The organism is Amycolatopsis ultiminotia (assembly GCF_039536925.1).
GTDB lineage: Bacteria > Actinomycetota > Actinomycetes > Mycobacteriales > Pseudonocardiaceae > Amycolatopsis > Amycolatopsis ultiminotia.
Map to the genome: position 1 here is coordinate 441,433 of NZ_BAAAZN010000003.1, position 22,116 is coordinate 463,548.

General features: G+C 70.0%; 21 protein-coding genes. 13 read left to right on the forward strand and 8 right to left on the reverse strand.

What is annotated here, in order from left to right; translation table 11 throughout:
• Nucleotides 1-40: 40 nt before the first annotated feature.
• On the reverse strand, nt 41-664 hold the full coding sequence (locus tag ABD793_RS09765; protein ID WP_344857781.1) for a macro domain-containing protein: 624 nt from the start codon (nt 662-664) through the stop codon (nt 41-43).
• Between the two features lie 98 nt (nt 665-762).
• Here ABD793_RS09765 and pheA point away from each other — a divergent pair, with 98 nt between their 5' ends.
• The 3 genes from pheA (at nt 763) to ABD793_RS09780 (ending at nt 3,088) form a co-directional block, all read left to right on the forward strand.
• Nucleotides 763-1,665: a prephenate dehydratase gene (pheA, locus tag ABD793_RS09770; protein ID WP_344857785.1), complete on the forward strand. Its 903-nt coding sequence runs from the start codon at nt 763-765 to the stop codon at nt 1,663-1,665.
• Complete coding sequence (locus ABD793_RS09775; protein ID WP_344857788.1) at nt 1,662-2,276, forward strand: histidine phosphatase family protein; 615 nt, start codon at nt 1,662-1,664, stop codon at nt 2,274-2,276. The genes pheA and ABD793_RS09775 overlap by 4 nt, the downstream gene beginning before the upstream one ends.
• 164 nt (nt 2,277-2,440) lie before the next feature.
• The gene (locus ABD793_RS09780; RefSeq protein ID WP_344857792.1) at nt 2,441-3,088 is read left to right on the forward strand and encodes a DUF4232 domain-containing protein; all 648 of its coding nucleotides are present in this window, start codon (nt 2,441-2,443) and stop codon (nt 3,086-3,088) included.
• Between the two features lie 3 nt (nt 3,089-3,091).
• Here the strand turns inward: ABD793_RS09780 and ABD793_RS09785 are convergent, their stop codons facing one another.
• The 4 genes from ABD793_RS09785 to ABD793_RS09800 all read right to left on the reverse strand — a co-directional run bounded on the left by ABD793_RS09785 (nt 3,092) and on the right by ABD793_RS09800 (nt 6,293).
• Nucleotides 3,092-3,538 carry a hypothetical protein gene (locus ABD793_RS09785; RefSeq protein WP_344857795.1) on the reverse strand — a complete coding sequence of 149 codons (447 nt, stop codon included), beginning with the start codon at nt 3,536-3,538 and terminating at the stop codon, nt 3,092-3,094.
• Nucleotides 3,539-3,617: 79 nt separating this feature from the next.
• Nucleotides 3,618-4,826 (reverse strand): MFS transporter, encoded by a 1,209-nt coding sequence (locus tag ABD793_RS09790; RefSeq protein WP_344857798.1) that lies wholly within the window; start codon nt 4,824-4,826, stop codon nt 3,618-3,620.
• A 154-nt stretch (nt 4,827-4,980) separates the two neighbouring features.
• Nucleotides 4,981-5,331 (reverse strand): metallopeptidase family protein, encoded by a 351-nt coding sequence (locus tag ABD793_RS09795; protein WP_344857801.1) that lies wholly within the window; start codon nt 5,329-5,331, stop codon nt 4,981-4,983.
• Nucleotides 5,332-5,333: 2 nt separating this feature from the next.
• Nucleotides 5,334-6,293: a septum formation family protein gene (locus ABD793_RS09800; RefSeq protein ID WP_344857803.1), complete on the reverse strand. Its 960-nt coding sequence runs from the start codon at nt 6,291-6,293 to the stop codon at nt 5,334-5,336.
• 95 nt (nt 6,294-6,388) lie between these two features.
• On the opposite strand from ABD793_RS09800, the gene ABD793_RS09805 reads away from it, so the two are divergent.
• The 4 genes from ABD793_RS09805 to ABD793_RS09820 are packed head-to-tail and all read left to right on the forward strand — an operon-like array spanning nt 6,389 to nt 9,616.
• Nucleotides 6,389-6,991: a hypothetical protein gene (locus ABD793_RS09805; protein ID WP_344857805.1), complete on the forward strand. Its 603-nt coding sequence runs from the start codon at nt 6,389-6,391 to the stop codon at nt 6,989-6,991.
• The gene (locus ABD793_RS09810; protein WP_344857807.1) at nt 6,992-8,158 is read left to right on the forward strand and encodes a glutathionylspermidine synthase family protein; all 1,167 of its coding nucleotides are present in this window, start codon (nt 6,992-6,994) and stop codon (nt 8,156-8,158) included.
• Nucleotides 8,159-8,211: 53 nt separating this feature from the next.
• Nucleotides 8,212-8,664 (forward strand): DUF350 domain-containing protein, encoded by a 453-nt coding sequence (locus ABD793_RS09815; RefSeq protein ID WP_344857808.1) that lies wholly within the window; start codon nt 8,212-8,214, stop codon nt 8,662-8,664.
• 37 nt (nt 8,665-8,701) lie between these two features.
• Nucleotides 8,702-9,616 carry a haloalkane dehalogenase gene (locus ABD793_RS09820; RefSeq protein WP_344857809.1) on the forward strand — a complete coding sequence of 305 codons (915 nt, stop codon included), beginning with the start codon at nt 8,702-8,704 and terminating at the stop codon, nt 9,614-9,616.
• 98 nt (nt 9,617-9,714) lie between these two features.
• On the opposite strand, the gene ABD793_RS09825 is transcribed toward ABD793_RS09820, so the two are convergent.
• Nucleotides 9,715-10,995: an aspartate aminotransferase family protein gene (locus tag ABD793_RS09825; protein WP_344857811.1), complete on the reverse strand. Its 1,281-nt coding sequence runs from the start codon at nt 10,993-10,995 to the stop codon at nt 9,715-9,717.
• A 151-nt stretch (nt 10,996-11,146) separates the two neighbouring features.
• On the opposite strand from ABD793_RS09825, the gene serS reads away from it, so the two are divergent.
• Nucleotides 11,147-12,412 carry a serine--tRNA ligase gene (serS, locus tag ABD793_RS09830; RefSeq protein ID WP_344857813.1) on the forward strand — a complete coding sequence of 422 codons (1,266 nt, stop codon included), beginning with the start codon at nt 11,147-11,149 and terminating at the stop codon, nt 12,410-12,412.
• Between the two features lie 75 nt (nt 12,413-12,487).
• Entirely contained in the window at nt 12,488-13,495 is a 1,008-nt protein-coding gene (locus tag ABD793_RS09835; RefSeq protein WP_344857815.1) for a DUF3558 family protein, read from the forward strand.
• A gap of 18 nt (nt 13,496-13,513) precedes the next feature.
• Here the strand turns inward: ABD793_RS09835 and lhgO are convergent, their stop codons facing one another.
• Both lhgO and ABD793_RS09845 read right to left on the reverse strand, forming a co-directional pair.
• Nucleotides 13,514-14,698 (reverse strand): L-2-hydroxyglutarate oxidase, encoded by a 1,185-nt coding sequence (lhgO, locus tag ABD793_RS09840; protein ID WP_344857817.1) that lies wholly within the window; start codon nt 14,696-14,698, stop codon nt 13,514-13,516.
• Between the two features lie 54 nt (nt 14,699-14,752).
• On the reverse strand, nt 14,753-17,848 hold the full coding sequence (locus ABD793_RS09845) for an AfsR/SARP family transcriptional regulator (RefSeq protein ID WP_344857819.1): 3,096 nt from the start codon (nt 17,846-17,848) through the stop codon (nt 14,753-14,755).
• Nucleotides 17,849-17,979: 131 nt separating this feature from the next.
• Between ABD793_RS09845 and ABD793_RS09850 the strand changes: the two genes are divergently transcribed.
• The 4 genes from ABD793_RS09850 to ABD793_RS09865 all read left to right on the forward strand — a co-directional run bounded on the left by ABD793_RS09850 (nt 17,980) and on the right by ABD793_RS09865 (nt 22,043).
• The gene (locus ABD793_RS09850) at nt 17,980-19,110 is read left to right on the forward strand and encodes a DegT/DnrJ/EryC1/StrS family aminotransferase (protein ID WP_344857821.1); all 1,131 of its coding nucleotides are present in this window, start codon (nt 17,980-17,982) and stop codon (nt 19,108-19,110) included.
• Nucleotides 19,111-19,131: 21 nt separating this feature from the next.
• Nucleotides 19,132-20,061 (forward strand): NAD-dependent epimerase/dehydratase family protein, encoded by a 930-nt coding sequence (locus ABD793_RS09855; protein ID WP_344857823.1) that lies wholly within the window; start codon nt 19,132-19,134, stop codon nt 20,059-20,061.
• Nucleotides 20,062-20,245: 184 nt separating this feature from the next.
• Nucleotides 20,246-21,442: a glycosyltransferase family 4 protein gene (locus ABD793_RS09860; protein ID WP_344858118.1), complete on the forward strand. Its 1,197-nt coding sequence runs from the start codon at nt 20,246-20,248 to the stop codon at nt 21,440-21,442.
• Nucleotides 21,429-22,043, forward strand: coding sequence for an acyltransferase (locus ABD793_RS09865; RefSeq protein ID WP_344857825.1), 615 nt, complete (start codon nt 21,429-21,431; stop codon nt 22,041-22,043). Before ABD793_RS09860 ends, ABD793_RS09865 begins: the two co-directional genes overlap by 14 nt.
• Nucleotides 22,044-22,116 lie beyond the last annotated feature (73 nt).

Here is a 22,116-nt window from a genome sequence, read left to right on the forward strand (position 1 = left end):
TGTGATGTGTTGCACGCGGGCCGGACGGGCTCGGCTGCGGTCACTGAACGTGACCGGTTCGGCCGAACACCTCCTGCCACGCCGCGGCGACCTGGCGGGCGCAGGTGGCCGGTTCGACGCCGCCGACGCCGGTGCCGAGGCCCGGCATCGCGATGGTGCCCACGAACTCGCGTACCGGCCCGTCCTCCAGCTTGCCGTCGCGCCACTGCAGGAACACCGCCCGCGCGGCGAGGTAGGGGTGCACGGTGTCGGCAGGCAGCCGTTCACCCGGCTCCCGCATGGTCGGCGCGCTGATCAGCCAGGCCGGTTCGGTTTCCCCGGTCGGCACGATCACCGACTCGCCGAGCGGCAGCTCACCGCCGTAGGAGGCCAGTACCGCACTGCGCACGCTCTGCTCGACGCCGGGGAACGCCCGTGCGTACACCGCGTCGATCCCGCCGCGCATCCAGCCGTAGGAGTTGGCCGGGCTGACCACGGCCTGCGCGACGACGTCGAGTACCGACCCGCGGTGTACCCGCACCGGGTCACCAAGGTCCGCCACGGCGGCAGTCCACGCCGTGGCCAATGGTTCATCGACGGCGCACAACACCAGTTCCGGCGTCCGGGACGAATCGGGCAAGGCGTCTTCCCCATGCCCGGCGTGTGTGTCCGATTCGGCGGTCACGCGTCCAGCATGGCAAAAAACGCCACCCGGCGTAACTGGTTTCGGTACCGGCTGTCCGAGTGAAAACCGCCACTCGCGCGGTCAGTAGCCTGACGTCCGTGCGGATCGCGTATTTCGGCCCACAGGGCACGTTCACCGAACAGGCCGCTCGCGCGCTCGCGCCGGGCGAGGACCTCACCCCATTCGAAACCGTCCGGCTCGCGCTCGCCGCGGTACGGGACGGCGCTGCGGATGCCGCGTGCATCCCCATCGAGAACTCGGTGGAGGGCGTGGTGCCTGCCACCCTCGACGGGCTCAGCGACGACGCGCCGCTGGTCGCCGTTGCCGAGGCCATCCTGCCCATCCAGTTCAGCGTGCTCACCCGGCCAGGGGGCGGCGATCTGCGCACCGTGGCGAGTCATCCGCATGCGCTCGCCCAGGTCCGCGAGTGGCTCGAGGCGAACCTGCCGGACGCCACGCCGGTGGCCGCGTCCTCCACCGCGGCCGCCGCGGTCGCAGTGGTGGCCGGCGAGTTCGACGCGGCGGTGTGCGCGCCGGTGGCGATCGAGCACTACCCGCTGGCCGAGCTGGCCACCGGAATCGCCGACGTCGGTGAGGCGCAGACCCGGTTCCTGCTGGTCCGCCGTCCGGGCGAGCTGCCTGCGCCGACCGGTGCCGATCGCACGTCGATCGTCGCCGCGGCGGAGAACCGGACCGGCACGCTGGCCCAGCTGCTCTCCGAACTCGCGAACCGCGCGATCAACCTGATCCGGCTCGACGCGCGGCCGGTCCGCGACAGCTTCGGCGAGTACCGGTTCTTCATCGACTTCGAGGGGCACGTCACCGAACCCCGCATCGTCGACGCACTGACCGGTCTGCGCCGCCGCTGTCACCTGCGGTTCCTCGGTTCGCACCCGCGGGCGGACCGGCTGCCCGCCACGATCGAGGCGGGCGCGGGAAACCAGGACTTCCTGGACGCACAGTCCTGGGTCGACGCGGTGCTGAAGGGGACGGACGCATGAGGCTTCTGCTGGTCCGGCACGGGCAGACCGAGGGCAACGTGCGGGGCGCGCTGGACACCGCGCTGCCGGGACCGCCGCTCACCGACCTCGGCCGGGAACAGGCGCAGGCACTCGCCGAGCGGCTCGGCGCCGACCCGATCGTGGCGGTGTACGCGTCGCAGGCCACGCGCGCACAGCAGACCGCGGCGCCGCTGGCCGAATCGTTCGGCCTCGACGTGCAGGTGATCGAGGGCGTGAAGGAGGTTGACGCGGGGGAGCTGGAGAACCGGACCGACCGGCCCGCGATCGAGACTTACCTGCGTGCGGTGGCGGCGTGGACCCGGGGCGAGCTGGCGGTGGCGATCCCCGGCGGCGAGACCGGTGCGCAGGTGCGCGAGCGGATGCTGCGGGCGGCCACCCAACTGCGGGACAAGCACGAGGAGACCGAGCCGGACGGGGTGGTCGTGCTGGTCAGCCACGGTGGTGCGATCCGGCTCGCCGGGGAATGGCTGGCCCCGAACGTACCTGCCGAAGTGGCGGCCGCGGCACTCATCCCGAACACCGCGTCCATCGAACTGCTGGCCGAACCGGACGGCTGGCGGTGCCTGCGGTGGGTCGACACGGCGCTGTGAACGGCCAGCCGTGCACACCATGCGGTGAAGGCAAGCGCGGTGAACACCCGGTAAGACTCGATGTGGGGAATTGACCGGACATGCAGCAACCCGGTCCGTGCTTCGCACGTCCTCTGGGTACGTTCCACCCAGGATGGCTTTCCCTGCACAGCGAGGCGAATGAGATGGCAAGCACGAAGAAGTCGCGGATTTCTCAGGTCGTGATGGCCGCGGTCGGCGCGTCCGGCGCGCTGCTGCTGTCCGCGTGCGGCAACGGGACCCAGCCGGCCGCGAGCAGCCCCCCGCCGACCACCGACAGTGTTTCCGAGACGTCCCCTGCCAGTTCGGCCACGTCCCCGCCGTCCGAATCGGACAGCCCATCGACGACGCAGGCGCCGCCGGCGGGCAACGGGTTGTGCAAGGCTGCCGACGTCACGCTGTCGCTCGGCAACGGTGACGCGGGCGCGGGTTCGTCGTACCGGTCGCTGCTGATCAAGAACACCAGCGGCAAGACCTGCACCATCCAGGGCTATCCCGGGGTGTCCTACGTCGGCGGCAGCGGTGGCGACCAGATCGGTCAGGACGCCTACCGCGAGGGCACGAAGGGTCCGGCGGTCAAGCTGGAGCCGGGCCAGTCCGCCGCCGCGGACATCCAGTTCGTGCAGGCGCACAACTTCGACCCGGCCGCCTGCCAGCCGACCGCGGTTAAGGGCCTGCGCGTCTACCTGCCGCAGGAAACCGCGTCCAAGTTCGTCCCCGACGAAGGCACCGGCTGTGCCGGGAAGCAGATCCCCGGCCACCAGCTCAGTGTGAAGACGGTGCACCGCGCCTGAGCGTCAGCCACGCGCGCAGAGCTGCTGCACCCGGATCACGTCGTGCTGTGCGGCGGGGTTGTCGAAGCGGCCGCTCAGCACCATGCGGTTCACGTTCTCGAGGCTCTGCGCGAGTGGCTGGTAGCTGTCGTTGAATGCCGCGGCCGCCTTGGCCAGTTCCCTCGCGGCCGTGACGCGGTGGATGGTGTCGTCGGACAAGCGGGTGAACTGGGCCGGGTCGTATCCGCCGGTAGTGTCCGGCAGCCGGCCCGCCCGGTAGAAGGATTCGCAGGCGGCAACCGCGTCCTCGTCGGCGCCGCCGCGCTGGCCGGCCAGCCCCCACAACAGGCCGAGCACGCAGGCGCCGAGCACGAAGCCGGCGATGGCGGCGAGCACCACCGGGCGGCGGGAGGCGGGCGCCGGGTGGCCGGGTTTGTCGTCAGCCGGCGGCGGGATGTCGATGGCGGACATGACGAACCTCCCGGCGGCCGGGGCGAGCTGCTATTCCAGCACCAAAACCGCGAACGCTTCCCCGGCTGAGGCCGATTCGTCACCGAAGCGGATGCCGGCGCAGCGCGAGCGCCGCGTACCCGGCCACGATCAGCAGCATCACCCCGGACGCGGTGAACGTCCGGCCTGCCGAACCGAGCAGCTTCGTGAGCAGGCCGCCGAGCAGCGCGCCGACCGGGATCGCACCCCAGACCACGGTCCGCCAGACGCCGAGCACCCGGCCGAGCAGCTCGCCGGGCACCAGGGTGTGCCGCACGGTCGCGAGTACCACGTTCACCGCCACCACTGCCGCCGCGAACAGCCCGAACAGCACCGCGGAGAGCACCGGCAGGCTGGTCAGCCCCATCCCGCCGAAGCCGAGTGCGCAGCACAGCACCCCGCCGATCAGCACCGGCCTGCGCCCGGTGCGCCGGACGAGCCGTGGCGCGAGCCCGGCGCCGGCGAGGCCACCGATCCCGCCGACGAACGCGAACAGCCCGAAGGTGGCGTCGGACAGCCGCAGGTCCTCCAGCGCGTAGAGCACCAGCTGCGCCTGGGCGAGTTCGCTGACCAGGCTGAGCAGGCCCGCCACCGCGAGCAGGCGCGGCACCACCGGGTTGCCGCGCAACCAGCGGAACCCCTCGGTGAAGTCGGTCCGGATGTGGGCCGGATGCTCCTGCCGTGGCCGGTAGCTGCCTGCCATGCCGATCAGCACCGCGGCGGCGACCGCGAACCCGGCCGAGGTGAGCAGGAAGGGGAACGCCGCGAAGAGGGCGAACGTGGCACTGCCGACCGGTCCGCCGAGGAACGTCTGCCCGACGATCTCACAGGCCTGTAGCTTGCTGTTCGCGTTCTCCAGCCGGTCGGCGGGGACGAGCGCGGGGGGCAGTACGTTCGCCGCGCTGTCGGCCACGGTTTCCGCGGTGCCGATGAGCAGCGCGGACACGTAGATGGTCCAGATGTCCACCGTGTGCAGTGCGACGAGCACGGTGATCGCGGCGACCACCACCGCCCGTGCCGCGTTCGCGATGATCATTGCGCGTTTCCGGTCGACCCGGTCCACGAGCGTTCCGGCGAGTGCGGCGAACAGCAGCCATGGCAGGAACTGCACCGCGGACAGCGCGGCGATCTGCACCGGATCGCGGGTGAGCGTGCTGGCCAGCAGCGGGAACGCGACCTTGCTGACGCCGTCGCCGAGGTTCGAGGTGGCGCTGGAGGCGATCAGCCAGCGAAACCGGCTGGCGGAAGGATCAGAGGGAGTGCGCGCCACTGGTCACCTCACGCCGAAAGTGCTCCTCGGACGAGTCTAAGCGCCCATGAGGCAGAGCGTGACCATTTGATGACTTCAGGTGATTTCCGCAGTTCTCCTCGGCGTGGCGGAGGGGAACAGCAGGTGAGTACGGTTAGGGCTGGGGTTTCCGCGGTCAGCCCCAGCCGAGCTCGTGCAGCCGCTCATCGTCGAGGCCGAAGTGATGGCCCAGTTCGTGCATCACGGTGATCAGCACTTCTTCGACGACCTCGTCCTCGTCCTCGCACATGGCCAGCAGCGGACGGCGGTAGAGCGAGATCCGGTCCGGCAGCACCCCGCCGTAGTTGCTCGTGCGCTCGGTGAGCGCGACGCCGTGGTAGAGGCCGAGGATGTCGGGTGCCTCGTCGTTGTACTCCTCGACCAGCACGACGACGTTGTCCATTGCGGCCGCGAACTGCTCCGGGATCTGGTCCAGCGCCTGCGAGACCAGCTCCTCGAACCGGCCGCGGGTCATCTCCACCGGCACGATCAGCGGTTCCCGGTGGAGCTCGGCGGGGTGCTCGACGACGGCGCCGCGGGCTGGTCCTTCACGCTGCCGGTCACCGCCTGGAACCCGCTGCCGTCCGACAGGGTGGCCGCGACCTTGCAGTTGACCTTGGTGGAGCCGGTGTCCCAGCTCTCCTGTTCCCGCAGGTCCCAGCCGAGGATCAGCTTCTTCGCGCCGAGGTCGGCCCCGCCGGTGTAGTCCTTCGCGGCCTTGGTGCATTCGGTGTCGAGCCAGGTCTTCTGGTCGTCCTGCTTCGGGTAGCCGTCCTTGAAGTGGGTCGCCAGATCGAGCGTCGCGATGATCTCGTAGGAGTGCGCGCGGCCGCAGTCGACCGGGTCGCCGACCCCCTTGCCCACCAGCGCCAGACAGGTCCCCGGCTGCCACACCAGCGACTGGTCCTGGTCCTTCGCGGCGCCGGTGGTCGGCTGCAGCCCGCCACCGGGACCGGCCCACTGCAGTCCGCAGCGCAACTGCCGGTCCCCGTCGGACCACTGCGCGGAGGTGGGCCGCAGCAGGTTGGTGGTGAGCTTGCCGTACGGGTCGAGCGAATGGCCGAGGTAGGGCCGCACGTCGCCGTTGCACTTCTCCTGGGCGATCTGCTGCCACTGGTCGAGGCCGGGGAACGGCGCGTCGGAGTTGAACTGGGCGCCGAGGTCCACCATGCCGGTCACCTCGAACAGGTGCGGCTGCGTGCAGGGCACCTGGTGCGCGTCGGAGGCGTCCGGTGCACCCCAGGTCAGGCAGGTGCCGGGTGGGGAGTGGAAGGCCTGCTCGGCGGCCTCGCTGAGCTCGCCCTCGCCGCCGCCTGCCAGCGTGTCGGTCCAGGAGAACGTGACGCTCAGCGCGAGCGCGATCAGGGCGCCGACGAACACCCCGGCCATCACCACGCGGGTGGTCAGGGTCTGCATCTGCGGAGGGAACCGCTCGGCACCTCGGGACATCGGTACCCATGATGCCCGCGCCGCGTGAGCCGTGCGTGTGGCGGGTGGTTACTGTGGAGGGGGGTTTCGCCGTGTCGGGGGATTACGGAGCGCAGATGACGCAGGACGACAACACCGGGGGCCAGCCGGACGAGCAGCGCGGCTCGATGCGTTTCCAGGACGGCAGCACTCAGCCGCGCGAACCTTCGCTCGCTGAGCAGCGGGCTCGCCGGCAGGCGCTGCGCGACCAGGAGATCCAGGAGCAGGAGGCCGCTGCGGCGCGCGCGGTCGCGGTGAAGAAGGCCGACACCAAACGCAAGATCCTCATCGGCGGCGGGGTCACGGTCGGGCTCGCCGGGCTCATCTCGACCTACTACACGGTGGCCAAGCCGGCCGAAACCACCGCCGTGTGCACCGACGACAAGGGCATCGTCCAGAACGACGAGTTCTGCGACGAGGAGTACGCGGCCAGTCACGGCGGGCACTACAGCGGCGGTTTCTGGATCATCCCGCTGGCCACCGGCGGGGTTTCGCAGTACCGCTACAACTACGGCGGCACCGGCACGATCGGCCAGCGGGTGTCCGGCGGCTCGTTCACCGCGCCGTCCGGCAACACCAACGTCTCGACCAAGACCGGCAAGAGCGTGCAGCGCGGTGGGTTCGGCATCTCCGGCAAGTCCGGCGGGATCGGCGGCACCGGCAAGAGCGGGGGCTCGTAGGTGTACCGCGACCGCAAGCCGCCGCGCCGGGACTGGCAGCGGATCGTCGAGGAGCAGGGCCTGGTCTACGGCACGCCCGCCCGTGACGGTGCCGGGAAGGCACGGCCGTACTGGGACGAGTCGGTGCACTACGTGTTCGACATGGACGAGGTGCTGTCCATCGAGGCCGACGTCGAACTGTTGCATTCGATGTGCCTCGAAGCGGTCGACAACGTGGTGACCACCGAGGGATACCGGCGCTTCGGCATCCCGGAGTGGGTGTGGCCGCACATCGCCGAATCGTGGAAGCGGCAGGATCCGCACGTCTACGGCCGGTTCGACCTGCGCTACGACGGCCGCTCGCCGGCCAAGCTGCTGGAGTACAACGCGGACACCCCGACCACGCTGCTCGAGGCGTCGGTGCTGCAGTGGCACTGGAAGACCGAGGTCTTCCCGGACGACGACCAGTGGAACTCGGTGCACGAGAAGCTGGTGGAGCGCTGGGGCGAGATCGGCGCCAAACTTCCGTCGAAGGAGTTGCACTTCACCTGGTCCACCGCCGATCCCTCCGGCGAGGACCACGTGACCACCGCGTACCTGCAGGAGACCGCGGCCGAGGCCGGGCTCGACACGGTGGGCCTCGCGATCGAGGAGATCGGCTGGGACCCGGTGCTCAAGCGGTTCGTGGACCTCGAAGAGGCGCAGATGGCCACGGTCGTGAAGCTCTACCCGTGGGAATGGGTGGTCGACGAGGAGTTCGGCCGCTACGCGGTGGAGACCATGCCGCGCACGCTGTGGGTCGAACCGCTGTGGAAGATGCTGCTGTCGAACAAGGCGCTGCTGGCGGTGCTGTGGGAGAACTACCCCGGGCACCCGAACCTGCTGCCCGCCTTCACCGACGACCCCGGCCTGCTCACCGAGTACGTGCGCAAGCCGAAACTGGGCCGGGAGGGTGCGAACGTGCAGATCGTGGCCACCGGCTACGAAACCCAGACCGACGGGGTCTACGGCGCGGAGGGCTTCGTCTACCAGGCGTTCGATCCGCTGCCGGAGTTCGACGGCTACCGCCCCGCACTGGGTGCGTGGATCGTCGGCGACTCGTCGGCCGGGCTCGGCATCAGGGAGACCAGCGGGCTGGTCACCGACGACGGTGCGGCGTTCGTCCCCCACCGGATCCGCGAGTCGTGATAAAACCTCTGCCTGATCCGTCCGAATCGCACTGATCGTTCAGGGAGAACCCGGTGACCTCGACTCTTGCGCTGTCCGACACGTTCGGGTCCGATCTGGTCCGCGGGATCGGCGCGATCCTGTTGTACGGCGTGATCGGCCTGCTGCTGATGTTCGCCGGGTTCTACGCGATCGACTTCACCACGCCGGGCAAGCTGTCCAAGCTGGTCACCCGCGGCCTGCCGAACGCGGTGATCGTGACCGCGTCCGGACTGCTGTCGATGGCGTTCATCGTGGTCGTGGCGATCTTCAACTCGGCGAGCGACCTCACCGAGGGCCTGATCACCTCGCTGGTCTACGGCCTGATCGGGGTGATCGTGCAGGTGCTCGCGGTGCGCCTGCTGGAGTGGGCGACCAGGATCGACGTGGGCTCGACCATCGAGAGCGAGAAGTTCGCCCCGGCGAGCATCGTGGTCGCGGCAGCGCACCTCGGCCTCGGTCTCGTGGTCGCCGTGGCGATTTCGTGACTCGCGCGCACTGCCCGAAAGGTGCGGTCCCACTAACGTGGGACTCGTGCGACTGCTCAGGACGCCGGAAGACCGGTTCGCGGATCTGCCCGATTTCGCCTTCGCCCCGAAGTACACCGATCTCACCGACCCCCACGGCGGCCTGATCAGAGTCGGCTACGTCGAGGCCGGCCCCGAGGACGGCCCGCCGGTGTTACTGCTGCACGGTGAGCCCAGCTGGTCCTACCTGTACCGGAAGATGCTGCCGGTACTGGCCGACGCCGGTCTGCGCGCGATCGCGCCGGACCTGATCGGATTCGGCCGCTCGGACAAGCCTGCCGAGATCGCCGACCACAGCTACGCGCGGCACGTCGAGTGGGTGCGCCGGTTCGCCTTCGACGACCTGGGGCTGCAGGACGTGACCCTGGTCGGACAGGACTGGGGCGGGCTGCTCGGGCTGCGCCTGGTGGCCGAGCACCCCGGCCGTTTCGCCGGCGTCGTGGCGGCCAACACCGGCCTGCCCACCGGGGACACGGACATGCCTGCGGTGTGGCACAAGTTCCGCGAGGCGGTGGAGAACGCGCAGGTGCTGGACGTCGGCCGGTCGATCCAGTCCGGCTGCCGCACATCGCTGCCGGACGAGGTGAAGGCCGCCTACGACGCACCGTTCCCGAACGAGATGTACAAGGCCGGTCCGCGAGCGATGCCCGGCCTGGTGCCGACGCGCCCGGACGATCCGGCCTCGGAAGCCAACCGCGCGGCGTGGCGGACGCTGGCCGAACTGGACGTGCCGCTGCTGTGCGCGTTCTCCGACGGCGATCCGATCACCGGCGGGATGGCGCCGGTTCTGCAGCGCACCGTCAAGGGCGCTTCTGGTCTGGACCACCCCACGATCACCGGGGCAGGGCACTTCCTGCAGGAGGACGCGGGCGAGGTGCTGGCCGAGCACGTGGCCCGGTTCGTGCGGCGCTGAAGCCCGGGAACCGGGCACCACGCGGGGCGTCGTCTTCCGCGCGAGCGCCCGGACCCGGTCCGCGGCACCTGCCCGGTCCCGAGCTCCCGGCCGCCTGATCAGTGCACGGCGGCCAGTGAGTCCAGCAGAATGCCCAATCCCTCGGCGGCCTCGGCTTCGGTCAAGGTCATCGGCGGGCCGATGCGCAGCACGTTCTTGTGCAGGCCGCCCTTGCCGATCAGCAGACCGCGCTTCTTCGTCTCCTCCAGCATTTGCTTCGCGGCACGCACGCTGGGGGTGCGGGTGCCCGGCTCGACCAGTTCGACGCCGATCATCAGGCCCTTTCCGCGAACCTCGCCGATGAACGGGTGCTCCGCCGCGCGCAGGCCGTCGATCAGCTGCCTGCCGCGGGCCGCGCAGTTGGCCTGCAGATCGTGGTCGTCGATGTAGTCGAGCACGGCCAGTGCGCCCTGCATCGACACCGGGTTGCCGCCGAAGGTGGAGAACGATTCGGCCTGGAAGCTGTCCAGCACGTCGCCGCGGGCGACCACCCCGCCGACCGTGAGTCCGTTGCCGAGGCCCTTGGCGAAGGTCATCATGTCCGGCACCACGTCGTGTGCCTGGATACCCCAGAAGTGCTCGCCGGTCCGGCCCCATCCGGTCTGGACCTCGTCCGAGACGAAGAGGATGCCGTAGGAGTCGAGTACCTCCTTCATCGCCTTGAACAGTCCGTCCGGCGGCAGGCTGAAGCCGCCGACGCCCTGGATCGGCTCGGCGATCAGGCAGGCGACGTCGCCCGCGGTGGCGATTTCCAGCACGTCCACGAGATCGGCAACGCAGGCGTCGATGTAGGCGGCGTCGGGCAGATCGCGGAACGGGCTGCGGTAGCGGTAACCGCCGTGCACATAGTCGACCTTGATCGGGCTGAGCGCGGACGCCGACCAGCCGCGGTTGCCGGTGATCGCGACGGTGCCGAAGGAACGGCCGTGGTAGGAGTTGCGCATGGCCAGCACCTGGTTGCTGCGCCGGTACTGGGTGGCGAGCATCAGCGCGGTGTCGTTGGCCTCGCTGCCGGAGTTGGTGAAGAACACCTTGGCGTCCGGGATGCCGGAGCGCTGCGCGATCCGCTCGGCCAGCTCGATCTGCGAGCGGATCAGGTACAGCGTGGACGTGTGCAGCACGCCGGTGTCGAGCTGCTTGCGGACCGCGTCGCTGATCTCGGCGACGTCGTAGCCCATCGAGTTGGTCAGCACGCCCGCGAAGAAGTCGAGGTAGCTGCGGCCTTGGGAGTCGGTGATCCGGCGGTCCTGCGCGTGCACGATCTCGATCGGCTCGTCGTACAGCAGCGACATCCAGGACGGGAGCACCGCGCGGTGGCGCTTGAGCAGGTCGTCGGTCATGGCGTTCTCCTCGCTCGGGGTCATGGCGAGTATGCGGAGCGCGGGAATCGGGCGACAACGATCAGACTGTCGGGTTGTCCGCGGGCGGCCGCACAGTCTGTACGGGAAACCGAGTCGAGCGCACGTCCGGCCTGCGACTACCCTTTTGCCCGTGATTGACCCCAGGACTCTGCGTGAAGACCCGGAAGCCGTGCGCGCGTCGCAGCGAGCCCGTGGCGAGGACGAAGGAGTGGTCGACAAGCTCCTCGGTCTCGACACCCGCCGCCGCTCCGCGATCGCGAACGCCGATCGGTTGCGGGCCGAGCAGAAGTCCGTGAGCAAGCAGGTGCCGAAGGCCTCCGCGGACGACCGGCCGGCGTTGCTCACCCGCGCCAAGGAGCTCGCCGCGCAGGTGAAGGCCGCCGAGACCGAGCAGAATTCGGCGTCCGAGGAGTTCGACCAGCTGTTCCGCACCGTGCCGAACCTGGTGCACCCGGACGTCCCGGTCGGCGGTGAGGACGACTTCACCGTGCTCAAGACGGTCGGCGAGCCGCGGTCGTTCGACTTCACCCCGCGCGATCACCTCGAGCTGATGGAGGGCCTCGGCGCGGTCGACATGGAGCGCGGCGCGAAGGTGTCCGGCTCGCGGTTCTACTTCCTGTCCGGCGTCGGTGCGCAGCTGCAGCTCGGACTGCTGAACATGGCCGTGGCACAGGCGATGGCGAGCGGCTTCACGCCGATGATCACCCCGTCGCTGGTGCGTCCGGAGATCATGGCGGGCACCGGGTTCCTCGGTGCGCACTCGTCGGAGGTCTACCGGCTGCGCGACGACGACCTGTACCTCGTCGGCACCTCGGAGGTCCCGCTGGCCGGCTTCCACTCCGACGAGATCCTCGACCTGTCCGACGGCGCGCGCCGGTACGCCGGCTGGTCGTCGTGCTACCGCCGCGAGGCCGGTTCGTATGGCAAGGACACCCGCGGCATCATCCGCGTGCACCAGTTCGACAAGGTCGAGATGTTCGTCTACACCAAGCCGGAGGACGCGGAGGCCGAGCACGAGCGGCTGCTCGGCTGGGAGGAGCAGATGCTCGCCGCGATCGAGGTGCCCTACCGGGTGATCGACACCGCGACCGGCGACCTCGGCACGTCCGCGCACCGGAAGTTCGACTGCGAGGCATGGGTGCCGACGCAGGAGACCTACCGCGAGCTGACGTCGACGTCCAACTGCACCACGTTCCAGGCCCGCCGCCTGTCGGTCCGCTACCGCGGGGAGAACGGCAAGCCGCAGATCGCCGCCACGCTCAACGGCACGCTCGCCACCACTCGCTGGATCGTGGCGATCGTGGAGAACCACCAGCAGCCGGACGGATCGGTGCGGGTGCCGGAGGCGCTGCGGCCGTTCCTCGGCGGACGTGCGGTGCTGGAACCGATCGGCTGAGCCGGAGCGTTCCTCCTCGTTCCGCGGGTGCCGGGCGCCGGCGGTCAGTAGGGTGCGGGCCGAGGAGGAACGCTGATGGGGTTCAGGGGAATGCGGCTCGTGGCGGTTGTTGCCGGGGTCGTGGTGTTGCTGGCCGGATGTACCGAACGGGTGCCGGGTGTGGCCGCGCCGGTGCCGGGGCAGGGGCCGGTGGTGCCGGTGGTCGATGCGTGTTCGTTGCTGGACGCGCAGCAGCTCGCCGGGCTGGGGTACCAGGCGAAGGGCCGGTCGGTCAAGGCCAGCAAGGAGCAGCGCGCGCCCGCGATGTGCACGTGGAGCGACGCGGGCGAAGCCGCGGTGCCGATCATCATGTCCGTCGGCTGGGCGGTCGACCAGTCACTCGACGACTTCCTCCAGGGCGCCCTCCAGAAGGAGGCGCCGGTGCAGCTCGGTGGGTTCGCCTGGACCCGCTACGGCTCGATCGTCCCCGGTACCTGTGACCTCTACACCACGCTCGGGGAGAAGTCGTTCGCCTTCGTCAGCGTGTCCTACCCCGAAGACGCGAAGGCCTGTGAGCTGGCGAAGACAGCCGTTCCGCAGGTCGCCTCCCACCTGCCGGGCGGGCAGCCTGCCCCGCCGCTCGGCCCGCCGTCCTCCTCGACGAGCACCGCACCGTCCGGGCCGCTCGCCTCGCTCGACCCGTGCACATTGCTGAAGCCGGAACAGGCGCAGCAGCTCAAGGTGGAGCCACAGGGCACGAAGGAAACGTCCAGCTCGGTGCACAACGCCACCTACTGTCTGTGGAAGGACACCGACGGCGATCGCGGGCAGAAGCCGTTCGAGGTGTGGCTCGGCCCGGACCTGCCGATGACCGGATGGCCCGGGATGGACGTGACGCCGGTGCAGCAGATCGACGCGGGTGGCCGGAAGTGGTCGCTGTTCGCCGACTTCAACGACTCCGACGGCGTGAACTGCGGTGCCGGGCTGGCCGTTTCACCCACCTCGTCGGTCCAGATCGTCAGCGGAAACCTCGACGACCCGAACCAGTCCTGCGCTTCGGTGACGGCCGGAATCCCGATGGTGAGCGGAAACCTGCCCAGCTGAACCGTCCATTGGAGACAGTCAGGCGGACACCCGGTCGGCCACGTGCTTCGCAATCTCCAGCGCGCTGGTGGCTGCGGGGCTGGGTGCGTTGAGCACGTGCACCTGATCGCGGGCCGATTCGATGAGGAAGTCGTCCACCAGTGAGCCGTCCGGCCGCAGTGCCTGTGCCCGCACCCCGGAGCCGTGCCGGACGAGATCGTCTTCGGTCACCGCGGGCACGAGCCCGGCGAGGCTCGCGGCGAACCGCTTCTTCGAGAACGACCGCAGCACCTCCTCGATCCCGGTGGGGTAGGCGTACTTGCGTGCCAGCCGCCAGGCGCCGGAGAAGCGGGCGACGTCCGCGAGGTCCTTTATCGACACGTCGGACCAGCGGTACCCCTCGCGGCGCAACGCGAGCACGGCGTTCGGGCCGGCGTGCACGCTGCCGTCGAGCATCCGCGTGAGGTGCACGCCGAGGAACGGCAGCGCGGGGTCCGGCACCGGGTAGATCAGGCCGCGCACCAGGTGGCGGCGGTCCGGTTTGAGCTCGTAGTACTCACCGCGGAACGGCACGATCCGCGCGCTCGGCGTGAGCCCGGCCAGTTCGGCCACCCGGTCGGCGTGCAGGCCCGCGCAGTTGACCAGTGCGTCCGCCCGCAGTACCTCGGAGCCGGTGGCCACCTCGACCCCACCACCGCGGGCCGCGCGGATGCCGAGCGCGGGGGTGCCGAGTCGCAGGTCGGCGTCGGCCTCGTCGAGCAGCCGGACGAGAGCCGTGCACACCGCGGGGAAATCGATGATCCCGGTGGACTCCACCCGCAGTGCCGCCACGCAGGCGACCTCCGGTTCGTGCGCGCGGGCCTCGGCGGGGGAGATCCGCTTGGCCGGTACGCCGTTGCGCTCGGCCCGCTCGGCGAGCGTGTCCAGTGCGGGGATCTCCGATTCGCGGGTGGCCACCACGAGCTTGCCGCACACCTGCACCGGCACCCCGTACTGCCGTGCGAAATCCACAATGGATCGGTTGCCCGCCACCGACATCCGCGCTTTGAACGAGCCCGGCCGGTAGTACAGTCCGGCGTGCACCACGTTCGAATTGTGCCCGGTCTGGTGTCCGGCCCAGTGGTTCTCCTTCTCGAGCACGGTCACGTCCTGACCACGCTGCGACAGCTCCCAGGCGACGGCCAGCCCGACGATTCCCCCACCGACGACCACGACATTCCGCACGGCTGCGAAGGCTACGCGCTTCCGTGTGCCGGTGCGTAGCCCCCGACCGCGTGGTCATCCGGGGTGGAGCAGTCCGTCGAGGGAGAGTGGTTTCTGCCGCCCCAGTTCCCGGCCGGCCTTGTGAGCTGCGACGAAGCCCTCGCCCAGCGCCGCCTCGGCGGCCTCGACGACCCACGCGACGTCCGGCTGGCCGGGCACCGCGGCACCGCGCACACCCGCGGCAGCGCCGAGCACCGTTGCCGCGTCGGTGAACCGCTCCTGTTCGGCGAGCACACCGGCGACCCCTTCCAACGCAGACGCCAGCGCGTAGTTGTTGTGCCACTGGTACGCGGTTCGCACGGCCTCGTCCATCAGGCGACGTGCGTCCTCCGGCCGGTGCTCGGCCACCGCGACCCACCCCAGTTCGACCCACGCGGCGGCCCGCGCGATGGAGACCGCGAACGAACCCGAGGTGCATTCGGCCAGCGCACGTTCCGCGAGCGCCCGCGCCTCGACGAACTCACCTGCTCGCCGGGCAAGTCCGGACAACCCGAGGTGACCGGCGGCCCGCGTCTCCGGCATCCCGGTGCGCTGGGCCAGTGCGACGGCCTGTTCGTAGTCCGCGCGAGCACCTTCGACGTCCCCGCGCAGCGCACGACTCTCACCTCGGCGGCACAGCAGGTCGGCGTAATCGTCGGTGGCGCCGATCTCGAGCATGAGCGCCATCGACTCGGTCATCGCCGCGACGGCTTCCTCGTGCCGGCCGCGCCAGGTGAGCAGCTGTGACAGGTGGTCCAGCGCCATCGAACTACCCCAGCGTTCCCCGAGTGCCTGGTACCGGGCGTGCCCTTCCCGCAAGCCGCGTTCGGCCGTGTCCACATCACCGGTCAGCATCGCGCGCAGTCCGTCACCCATCGGCACGATGGCGGTGAGCCACGGATCGGAGTGCTGCGCGAGGCGGGTCTGTGCGAGCTGCACCGCCTGGTCCTCCGGCGGGCCGAGCACCACGGCAGCCAGCATCAGCAGCATCGGATGTTCCGGTGCCCAGCCGCTTTCCGCGGGGTATCGATCCACAACGGACTGGTACCGCCGGACCACCTCGTGCTCCGGTTCGCCTGCCATCGCGGTCATCAAGCACATCAGGAACGGTTCGCCGTAGTCCGCCGGCGGCTCGTCGTCGCAGTGCTGCAGGACTTCCAAGGACAGCACCGAAGCCTCGTAACGACGTCCGCGCATCCACCAGTACGACGTGAGCGCCGCGACGAGCCGGAACGCGCTGCGCTGATCTTCGGTGGCCGACCAGCGCAACGCGGCCACGAGGTTGTCGTACTCCGCGTCGAGCCGTTCGAGCCACGGCAGCTGCTCGGCGGTGCGCAGCATCGGGTCGGCTTCTTCGGCCAGCCGCAGGAACGCCCGCGCGTGCGCTCGTTGCAGCTGTTCCGTTTCGCCGGCACCGGCCAGTTTCTCCGCGCAGAACGCCCGGATCGTCTCCAGCATCCGGTATCGCCCGCCGGAATGCTCCACAAGGGATTTGTCCGCCAGTTCCGGGAGCAGGTCGACGGAGATCCCGCAGACCTCTTCGGCGAAGGCCAGCGTCGCACCGCCGGGGAACACGGTCAGCCTCCTGGCGAGGCGGCGTTCGTCGTCGTCGAGCAGCTCCCAGCTCCACTCCACGGCGCCGCGCAACGACCGGTGCCGGGCTTCCGCGGTCCGGCTGCCGCGGGCGAGCAGCCGGAACCGGTCGTCGAGCCGGGCCGCGATCTGCGCGACCGGCAAGGTGCGCACGCGCGCCGCGGCCAGTTCCAGCGCGAGCGGCAGACCGTCGAGCGCGGTGCAGATCCGGACGACGTCACCGGCGGTGGTGTCGTCCACCCGGAACGCCGGATCGCTCGCCAGCGCCCGGTCGGCGAAGAGGCGCACCGCGGGGTAGCCGAGCGTCTCGGCCGCGGGTGTGCCGGCTGGCGGCACGGTGAGCCGTGGGATCGGGGCGAGCTGTTCGCCGGTGATACCGAGCGGTTCCCTGCTCGTGGCCAGCACCCGCAGACCTGGGCAGGCAGGCAGCAGCCGGGCCGCCAATCCGGCAGCGGCGGTCACCACGTGTTCGCAGTTGTCCAACACCAGCAACATCTTCTGGTCCCGCAACGCGGACACGATCCGGTCGACCGGCGACGGTCCGCCGGTACCGCGCAGCGGCGATGCGCCCTCCCGCAACCCGAGTGCGCCGAGCACCACCGTCTCGACATCCTCGGCGACGTGCGACGCCAGTTCCACGAACACGCACGGACCCGCGTTCGCCGCGACCTCCACGGCCAGCCGGGTCTTGCCGGTGCCGCCGGGGCCGAGCAGCGTCACCAGCCTGGCGTGCCGGAGCAGGTCGGCGACCTGGTGCAACTCCCCGTCGCGGCCGACGAAGCTGGTCAGCTGTGCGGGCAGCGGCGCCACTGTGGTACCCGGTTCGGCACGCAGTACCGCCAGATGCGCTTCGGCCAGTTCGGGTCCGGGGTCCGTGCCCAGCTCTTCGGCCAGCGTTCGGCGAGCATCTTCGAACGCCTTCAGCGCTTCGGTGCCCCGGCCGGCCGCGTGCAGCGCGCGTACCAGCTGGGCACGCGGCCGTTCCCACATCGGCTCGGTGGCGACGGTGGTCCGCAGTTCGTCGAGTACGGCCTTGGCCCGGCCGAGTGAGATTTCCGCGTCGACCCGGTCGGCGGCCGCTTCGACGCGCAGCTCCGCCAGCCGGACGGCCTGCGTGGCCGCTGCGGGGACGTCTGCGAACGCCGGGCCGCGCCACAGCGCGAGCGCCTCGCCGAGCAGATCGCTCGCCCTCCTCGGATCGCCCGCGGCCAGCGCATGCCGTCCTTCGCCGGAGAGCCGTTCGAACCGGTGCGCGTCGACCTCCTCCGGCTCCACCACGATGCGGTACCCCGCGGAGGTGAATTCCACCGGCAGTTTCACGGCGCCTCGCAGCCGCGAGATCTGGGACTGCAGGGCGTTCGCCGCCCCCTCCGGCGGCTCTTCGCCGTACAGGCCGTCGATGAGCCGTTCCGCGGAGACGAACCTCCCCGGCTCCGCCGCGAGCAGCGCGAGCAGTGTCCGGCCCCTCGGCCCGCCGACCGCGACCGGCTTGCCTGCGGTGTCCCACGCCGTGACCGCCCCCAGCACCCCGATCCGCATGCGGAGAGCCTAGGTGCTGCGCAGCTCGTTACCGGCAGGTTTTGTCCCCCGGACGGTTGGGGCGAGGTGCGTATATACACTTCGGCGCGACCCCGTGCAACGCGGAGCCAGCGATTCACAGGAGATGGACAGTGGGCGAACCGGTGCTGCTCGGCCGGCCGACGGTCGGCGACGAGGAGCTGGCCGCGGTGGCCGAGGTGTTCCGTTCCGGCTGGCTGGCCGGTGCCGGACCCGCGTGCCGGCGGTTCGAGGAACGCTTCGCCGAGGTCACCGGTACCGCGCATGCGCTGAGCACCAGCAGCTGTGGTGCCGCGCTGTTCCTCGGCCTGCGGGTGCTCGGCGTCCGGCCGGGCGACGAGGTCATCGTCGGCGACTACACCTTCCCCGCGACCGGCCACGCCGTGCTGCAGGCCGGTGCCAAACCGGTCTTCGCCGACATCCGCCCGGACATCTTCAGCGCCGACCCGGCCGCGGTCGAGGCGCTGATCACCCCCCGCACGGTCGGCATCCTCGCGGTCGACGTCGCCGGGCAGCCGGGCGACTTCGACGAGTACCGGGCCATCGCGGACAAACACGGTCTGTGGCTGTTCGAGGACGCCGCCTGCTCCTCGGGCGCCACCTACCGCAACCGCCCGGCGGGCAGCCTCGCCGATCTGGCCGCGTTCTCCTTCCACGGCCGCAAGGGCATCACCGCGGGAGAGGGCGGCGCGCTCGTCTCCGACCGGGCGGACCTGCTCACCGCGGCCCGCAAACTGCACACCTACGGTATCGAGCCGGCGATCAGCCGTGAGGGCTCCGACGTGCTGCCCGTGCCGGAATTCCACGAACTGGGCTGGAACTTCCGGCTGTCGGACATCCAGGCCGCGATCATGGGTGTGCAGCTCGACCGGCTGCCCGATCTGCTCGCCGCCCGGCGTGCGGTCGCCAAGCGCTACCACGACGGGTTCTCCGGCGTCGACGCGCTGACCGTGCCGGTCGAACTGCCCGACCGCGAACACCCGTGGCAGGCGTACCTGCTCACGGTGGCGCCGGAAATCAGCCGGGACGCGCTGGCGCTGCGCATCCGGGCACAGGGCGTGCAGTGCAACTTCGGCACCTACGCCTCGCACCTGCAGCCGGTGTACGGCGAGCAGGAGCCGTTGCCGGTGTCCGCGGACGCGTTCCGGCGCCAGCTGGCGATCCCGATGCACGCCGAACTCACTGACTCCGAGGTGGAGCGCGTGGTCACCACCGTGCGCGAAGCCGTCCACTCCGTTTCCTGACTTCCGAGGAGAACCACGCCCATGTCCGAGAAGAAGGTGTTCTTCACCGGCGGCGGTGGGTTCATTGCCGCGCACGTGATCCCGCTGCTGCTCGAGGGTGGCTACACGGTCCGGATCTTCGACAACATGACCCGCGGCGACCGGGCCAGGGTCAACGAGTTCGTGGCCACCGGCAAGGTCGAGCTGGTGGAGCAGGACGTGCGCTACGGCGGTGCGGTGCGCGAGGCGATCCGCGGCTGCACGCACGTGATCCACTTCGCCACGGTGTCGATCAACAAGTCGATCGCCGATCCGCACGAGTCGATCGACATCAATATGACCGGCAACCACAACGTGTTCGCCGCGGCCGCGGACGAGGGCGTGCAGCGGCTGGTGTTCGCCTCCACCGCCTCGGTCTACGGCGAGCCGAAACGGCTGCCCATGCACGAGGACGACGAGCTGCGCCCGCTCACGCCGTACTGCATCGCCAAACGCGCCGGTGAGGACCTGCTCGGCTTCTACGAGCGCACCAAGGGCCTGTCCTGGAATGCGTTGCGGTTCTTCAACGTCTACGGCCCCGGGCAGCGGATCGAGGCGTACTACACGTCGGTGATCAACCACTTCATCCAGCGCCTGCGTGGTGGCCGGGCCCCGGTCATCGACGGCCGCGGCGACCAGTCGATGGACTTCGTGCACGTGTCCGACCTCGCCCGTGCGGTGGTTGCCGCGCTGGAGTCGGAGCAGGCGAACCTGCCGATCAACATCGGCACCGGGGTCGACACCTCGATCGCGACGCTGGCGAAGATCCTCATCGAGGCGGTCGGCGTGGACGTGCAGCCGGAGTTCAACGAGCGGGACGTGCTCGTTTCGCGCCGGGCCGCGGACATCAGCCGGGCCCGCGAGGTACTGGGCTGGGAACCGCAGATCACCGTCGAAGAGGGCATGCGGGCCTTGGTGCGGGAAAGCGAGTGACTGCCCCCACCGGCCCGCTCGTCCCCGCGGAGGCGGCATGAGTCCCGTCGACGTGCTTTTTCCCGCGGAGGCGGCATGAGCCCCGTCGACGTGCTTTTTCCCGCGGAGGCGGCATGAGCCCCGTCGACGTGCTTTTTCCCGCGGAGGCGGCATGAGCACAGCGGGCCCGGCCGAAGGACATCCGATGCGCATCGCGGTGATCAACAACTTCTTCCCGCCACGGGTGGGCGGGAGCGCGCACATGGCTGCCTCGCTGGCTGCCGAGTACGCCGCGGCCGGGCACCAGGTGCTGGCGGTCACCGCGGCTTATGCGGACGCGCCCGCCGATGAGCAGCGGGACGGTTACCGCGTGGTCCGCCTGCCCGCCGCGAAAATGCCGCAGCTGGGCCTGTCCATCGACTTCGACATGACGTTCGCGTCGCTGCGGCCCGGCAACTGGCGGCGGTTGTGGAAGCTGCTGGACGAGTTCAAGCCGGACGCGGTGCACCTGCACGGCCAGTTCTTCGACCTGTCGTGGATGGCCGGGATCTACGCCCGACGGCACCACCTGCCGGTGCTGCTCACCATCCACACGCTGCTGATCAGCGACAACAAGCTCTACGGGCGCGTGTTCCGGATGCTCGACGCGGTGCTGGTGAAACCGGTGCTGAACTACCTGCGGCCGCGCTACGTCATCCTCGACAAACTGGGCGTGGACTACTGCGTGCAGCGCTACGGCACCAGCGACGAGAACTCCGAGTACTTCCCGATCGCAGTGGACACCGGGCACTTCGCCAAGCCGGTGACCAAGGACGTGCGCGCGGAACTGGAAATCGGGGACGCACCGCTCATCGTGTCGCTCGGGCACGTGATCCCGCTGCGCAACCGGCTGCCGCTGGTGGAAGCGCTGCCCACGGTGCTGGCACGGCACCCGGCGGTGCGCGTGGTGGTCGTCGGCCGGGTCTATCACGACGCGTTCCTGCGCCGGGCCGAGGAACTCGGCGTTGCCGACGCGGTGATCGTGACCGGTGCGGTGCCGAAGGAGGACGTGCCCGCGTACTTCGCGGCGGCGGACGTCGTGACCCACGACCTCAACGGCGGCTGCGGAACCGCGTCGCTGGAGGCGATGCTGTCCGGCACCGCGACCATCGCGTCGGTGACCGAGGACAACTACCCGGGCATCGAACTGCGCAATGGCGAGAACATCCTGCTGGTGCGCCCGGACGACGCCGAGGCGGTGGGCGAGACCGTCCTGTCGCTGCTGGACGATCCGGAGTGGCGCAGCCGGATCGCGGAGCGGGAAAGCTCGATGGTCCGGGGTAACTTCGGGCTGGACGTGGTGGCCGAAGAGCACCTGCGGGTGTTCGCGAAACTGGTGGCGGACAACGATGTTCTTCGATGACGAACGCTCGAACCGGCTGCGCCCGCAGATCCTCACCGACGTCGTTTCGCAGTACCTGAACGACGCCGAGCGGGCCACGTTCTACGGTCTGCCCGAGACGTGCCGGGTGCGGGAGCGGGTGAAGATCATCAGCCCGGAGAACCTCCGGATGGGCGAGCACTGCTGGATCGGCGAGGGTGCCGCACTGGACGCCAGCGGCGGCCTGGAGATCGGCGAGCACACCAGCATCGGGCTGAACACCCTGGTGTTCACGCATTCCAGCTGGCTGGCGAACATGGCACTGCAGAACCACTCCGGCAGTGACCTGATCGAACGCAAGCCGGTGAAGATCGGCAAGGGCTGCTTCATCGGCGGCCTGGTGGTGATCATGCCCGGCGTGACCATCGGCGATTTCGCCACGGTGCAGCCGAATTCGGTGGTCGCGAAGGATGTTCCGCCGCGCACCCTCGTCGCGGGCAACCCGGCACGGGTGTTCCAGCGCTACGACGAGGAGTACATCGAATCGGAGGTGCAGCGGGTCCGCGAGGAGAACGCGCGCCGCCGGGCCCGCTCGGACGATCCTTCCGGCTGGGGCTCGCCCGCGGGTGACTTCATCGAGTAGTCCGACGGCCACGTGCGGTATGGCCCCAGCGGACGCGCTGGGTAACATAGGACCCTGATTCCGGTCACTGAAC

Coding starts and splice junctions, on each gene's coding strand:
- ABD793_RS09775 (WP_344857788.1), top strand. CDS start 1,662: ATGAGGCTTCTGCTGGTCCGGCACGGGCAGACCGAGGGCAACGTGCGG.
- ABD793_RS09785 (WP_344857795.1), bottom strand. CDS start 3,538: ATGTCCGCCATCGACATCCCGCCGCCGGCTGACGACAAACCCGGCCAC.
- ABD793_RS09860 (WP_344858118.1), top strand. CDS start 20,246: ATGCGCATCGCGGTGATCAACAACTTCTTCCCGCCACGGGTGGGCGGG.
- ABD793_RS09825 (WP_344857811.1), bottom strand. CDS start 10,995: ATGACCGACGACCTGCTCAAGCGCCACCGCGCGGTGCTCCCGTCCTGG.
- ABD793_RS09845 (WP_344857819.1), bottom strand. CDS start 17,848: ATGCGGATCGGGGTGCTGGGGGCGGTCACGGCGTGGGACACCGCAGGC.
- ABD793_RS09855 (WP_344857823.1), top strand. CDS start 19,132: ATGTCCGAGAAGAAGGTGTTCTTCACCGGCGGCGGTGGGTTCATTGCC.
- ABD793_RS09800 (WP_344857803.1), bottom strand. CDS start 6,293: ATGTCCCGAGGTGCCGAGCGGTTCCCTCCGCAGATGCAGACCCTGACC.
- ABD793_RS09780 (WP_344857792.1), top strand. CDS start 2,441: ATGGCAAGCACGAAGAAGTCGCGGATTTCTCAGGTCGTGATGGCCGCG.
- ABD793_RS09865 (WP_344857825.1), top strand. CDS start 21,429: ATGTTCTTCGATGACGAACGCTCGAACCGGCTGCGCCCGCAGATCCTC.
- ABD793_RS09835 (WP_344857815.1), top strand. CDS start 12,488: ATGGGGTTCAGGGGAATGCGGCTCGTGGCGGTTGTTGCCGGGGTCGTG.
- ABD793_RS09805 (WP_344857805.1), top strand. CDS start 6,389: ATGACGCAGGACGACAACACCGGGGGCCAGCCGGACGAGCAGCGCGGC.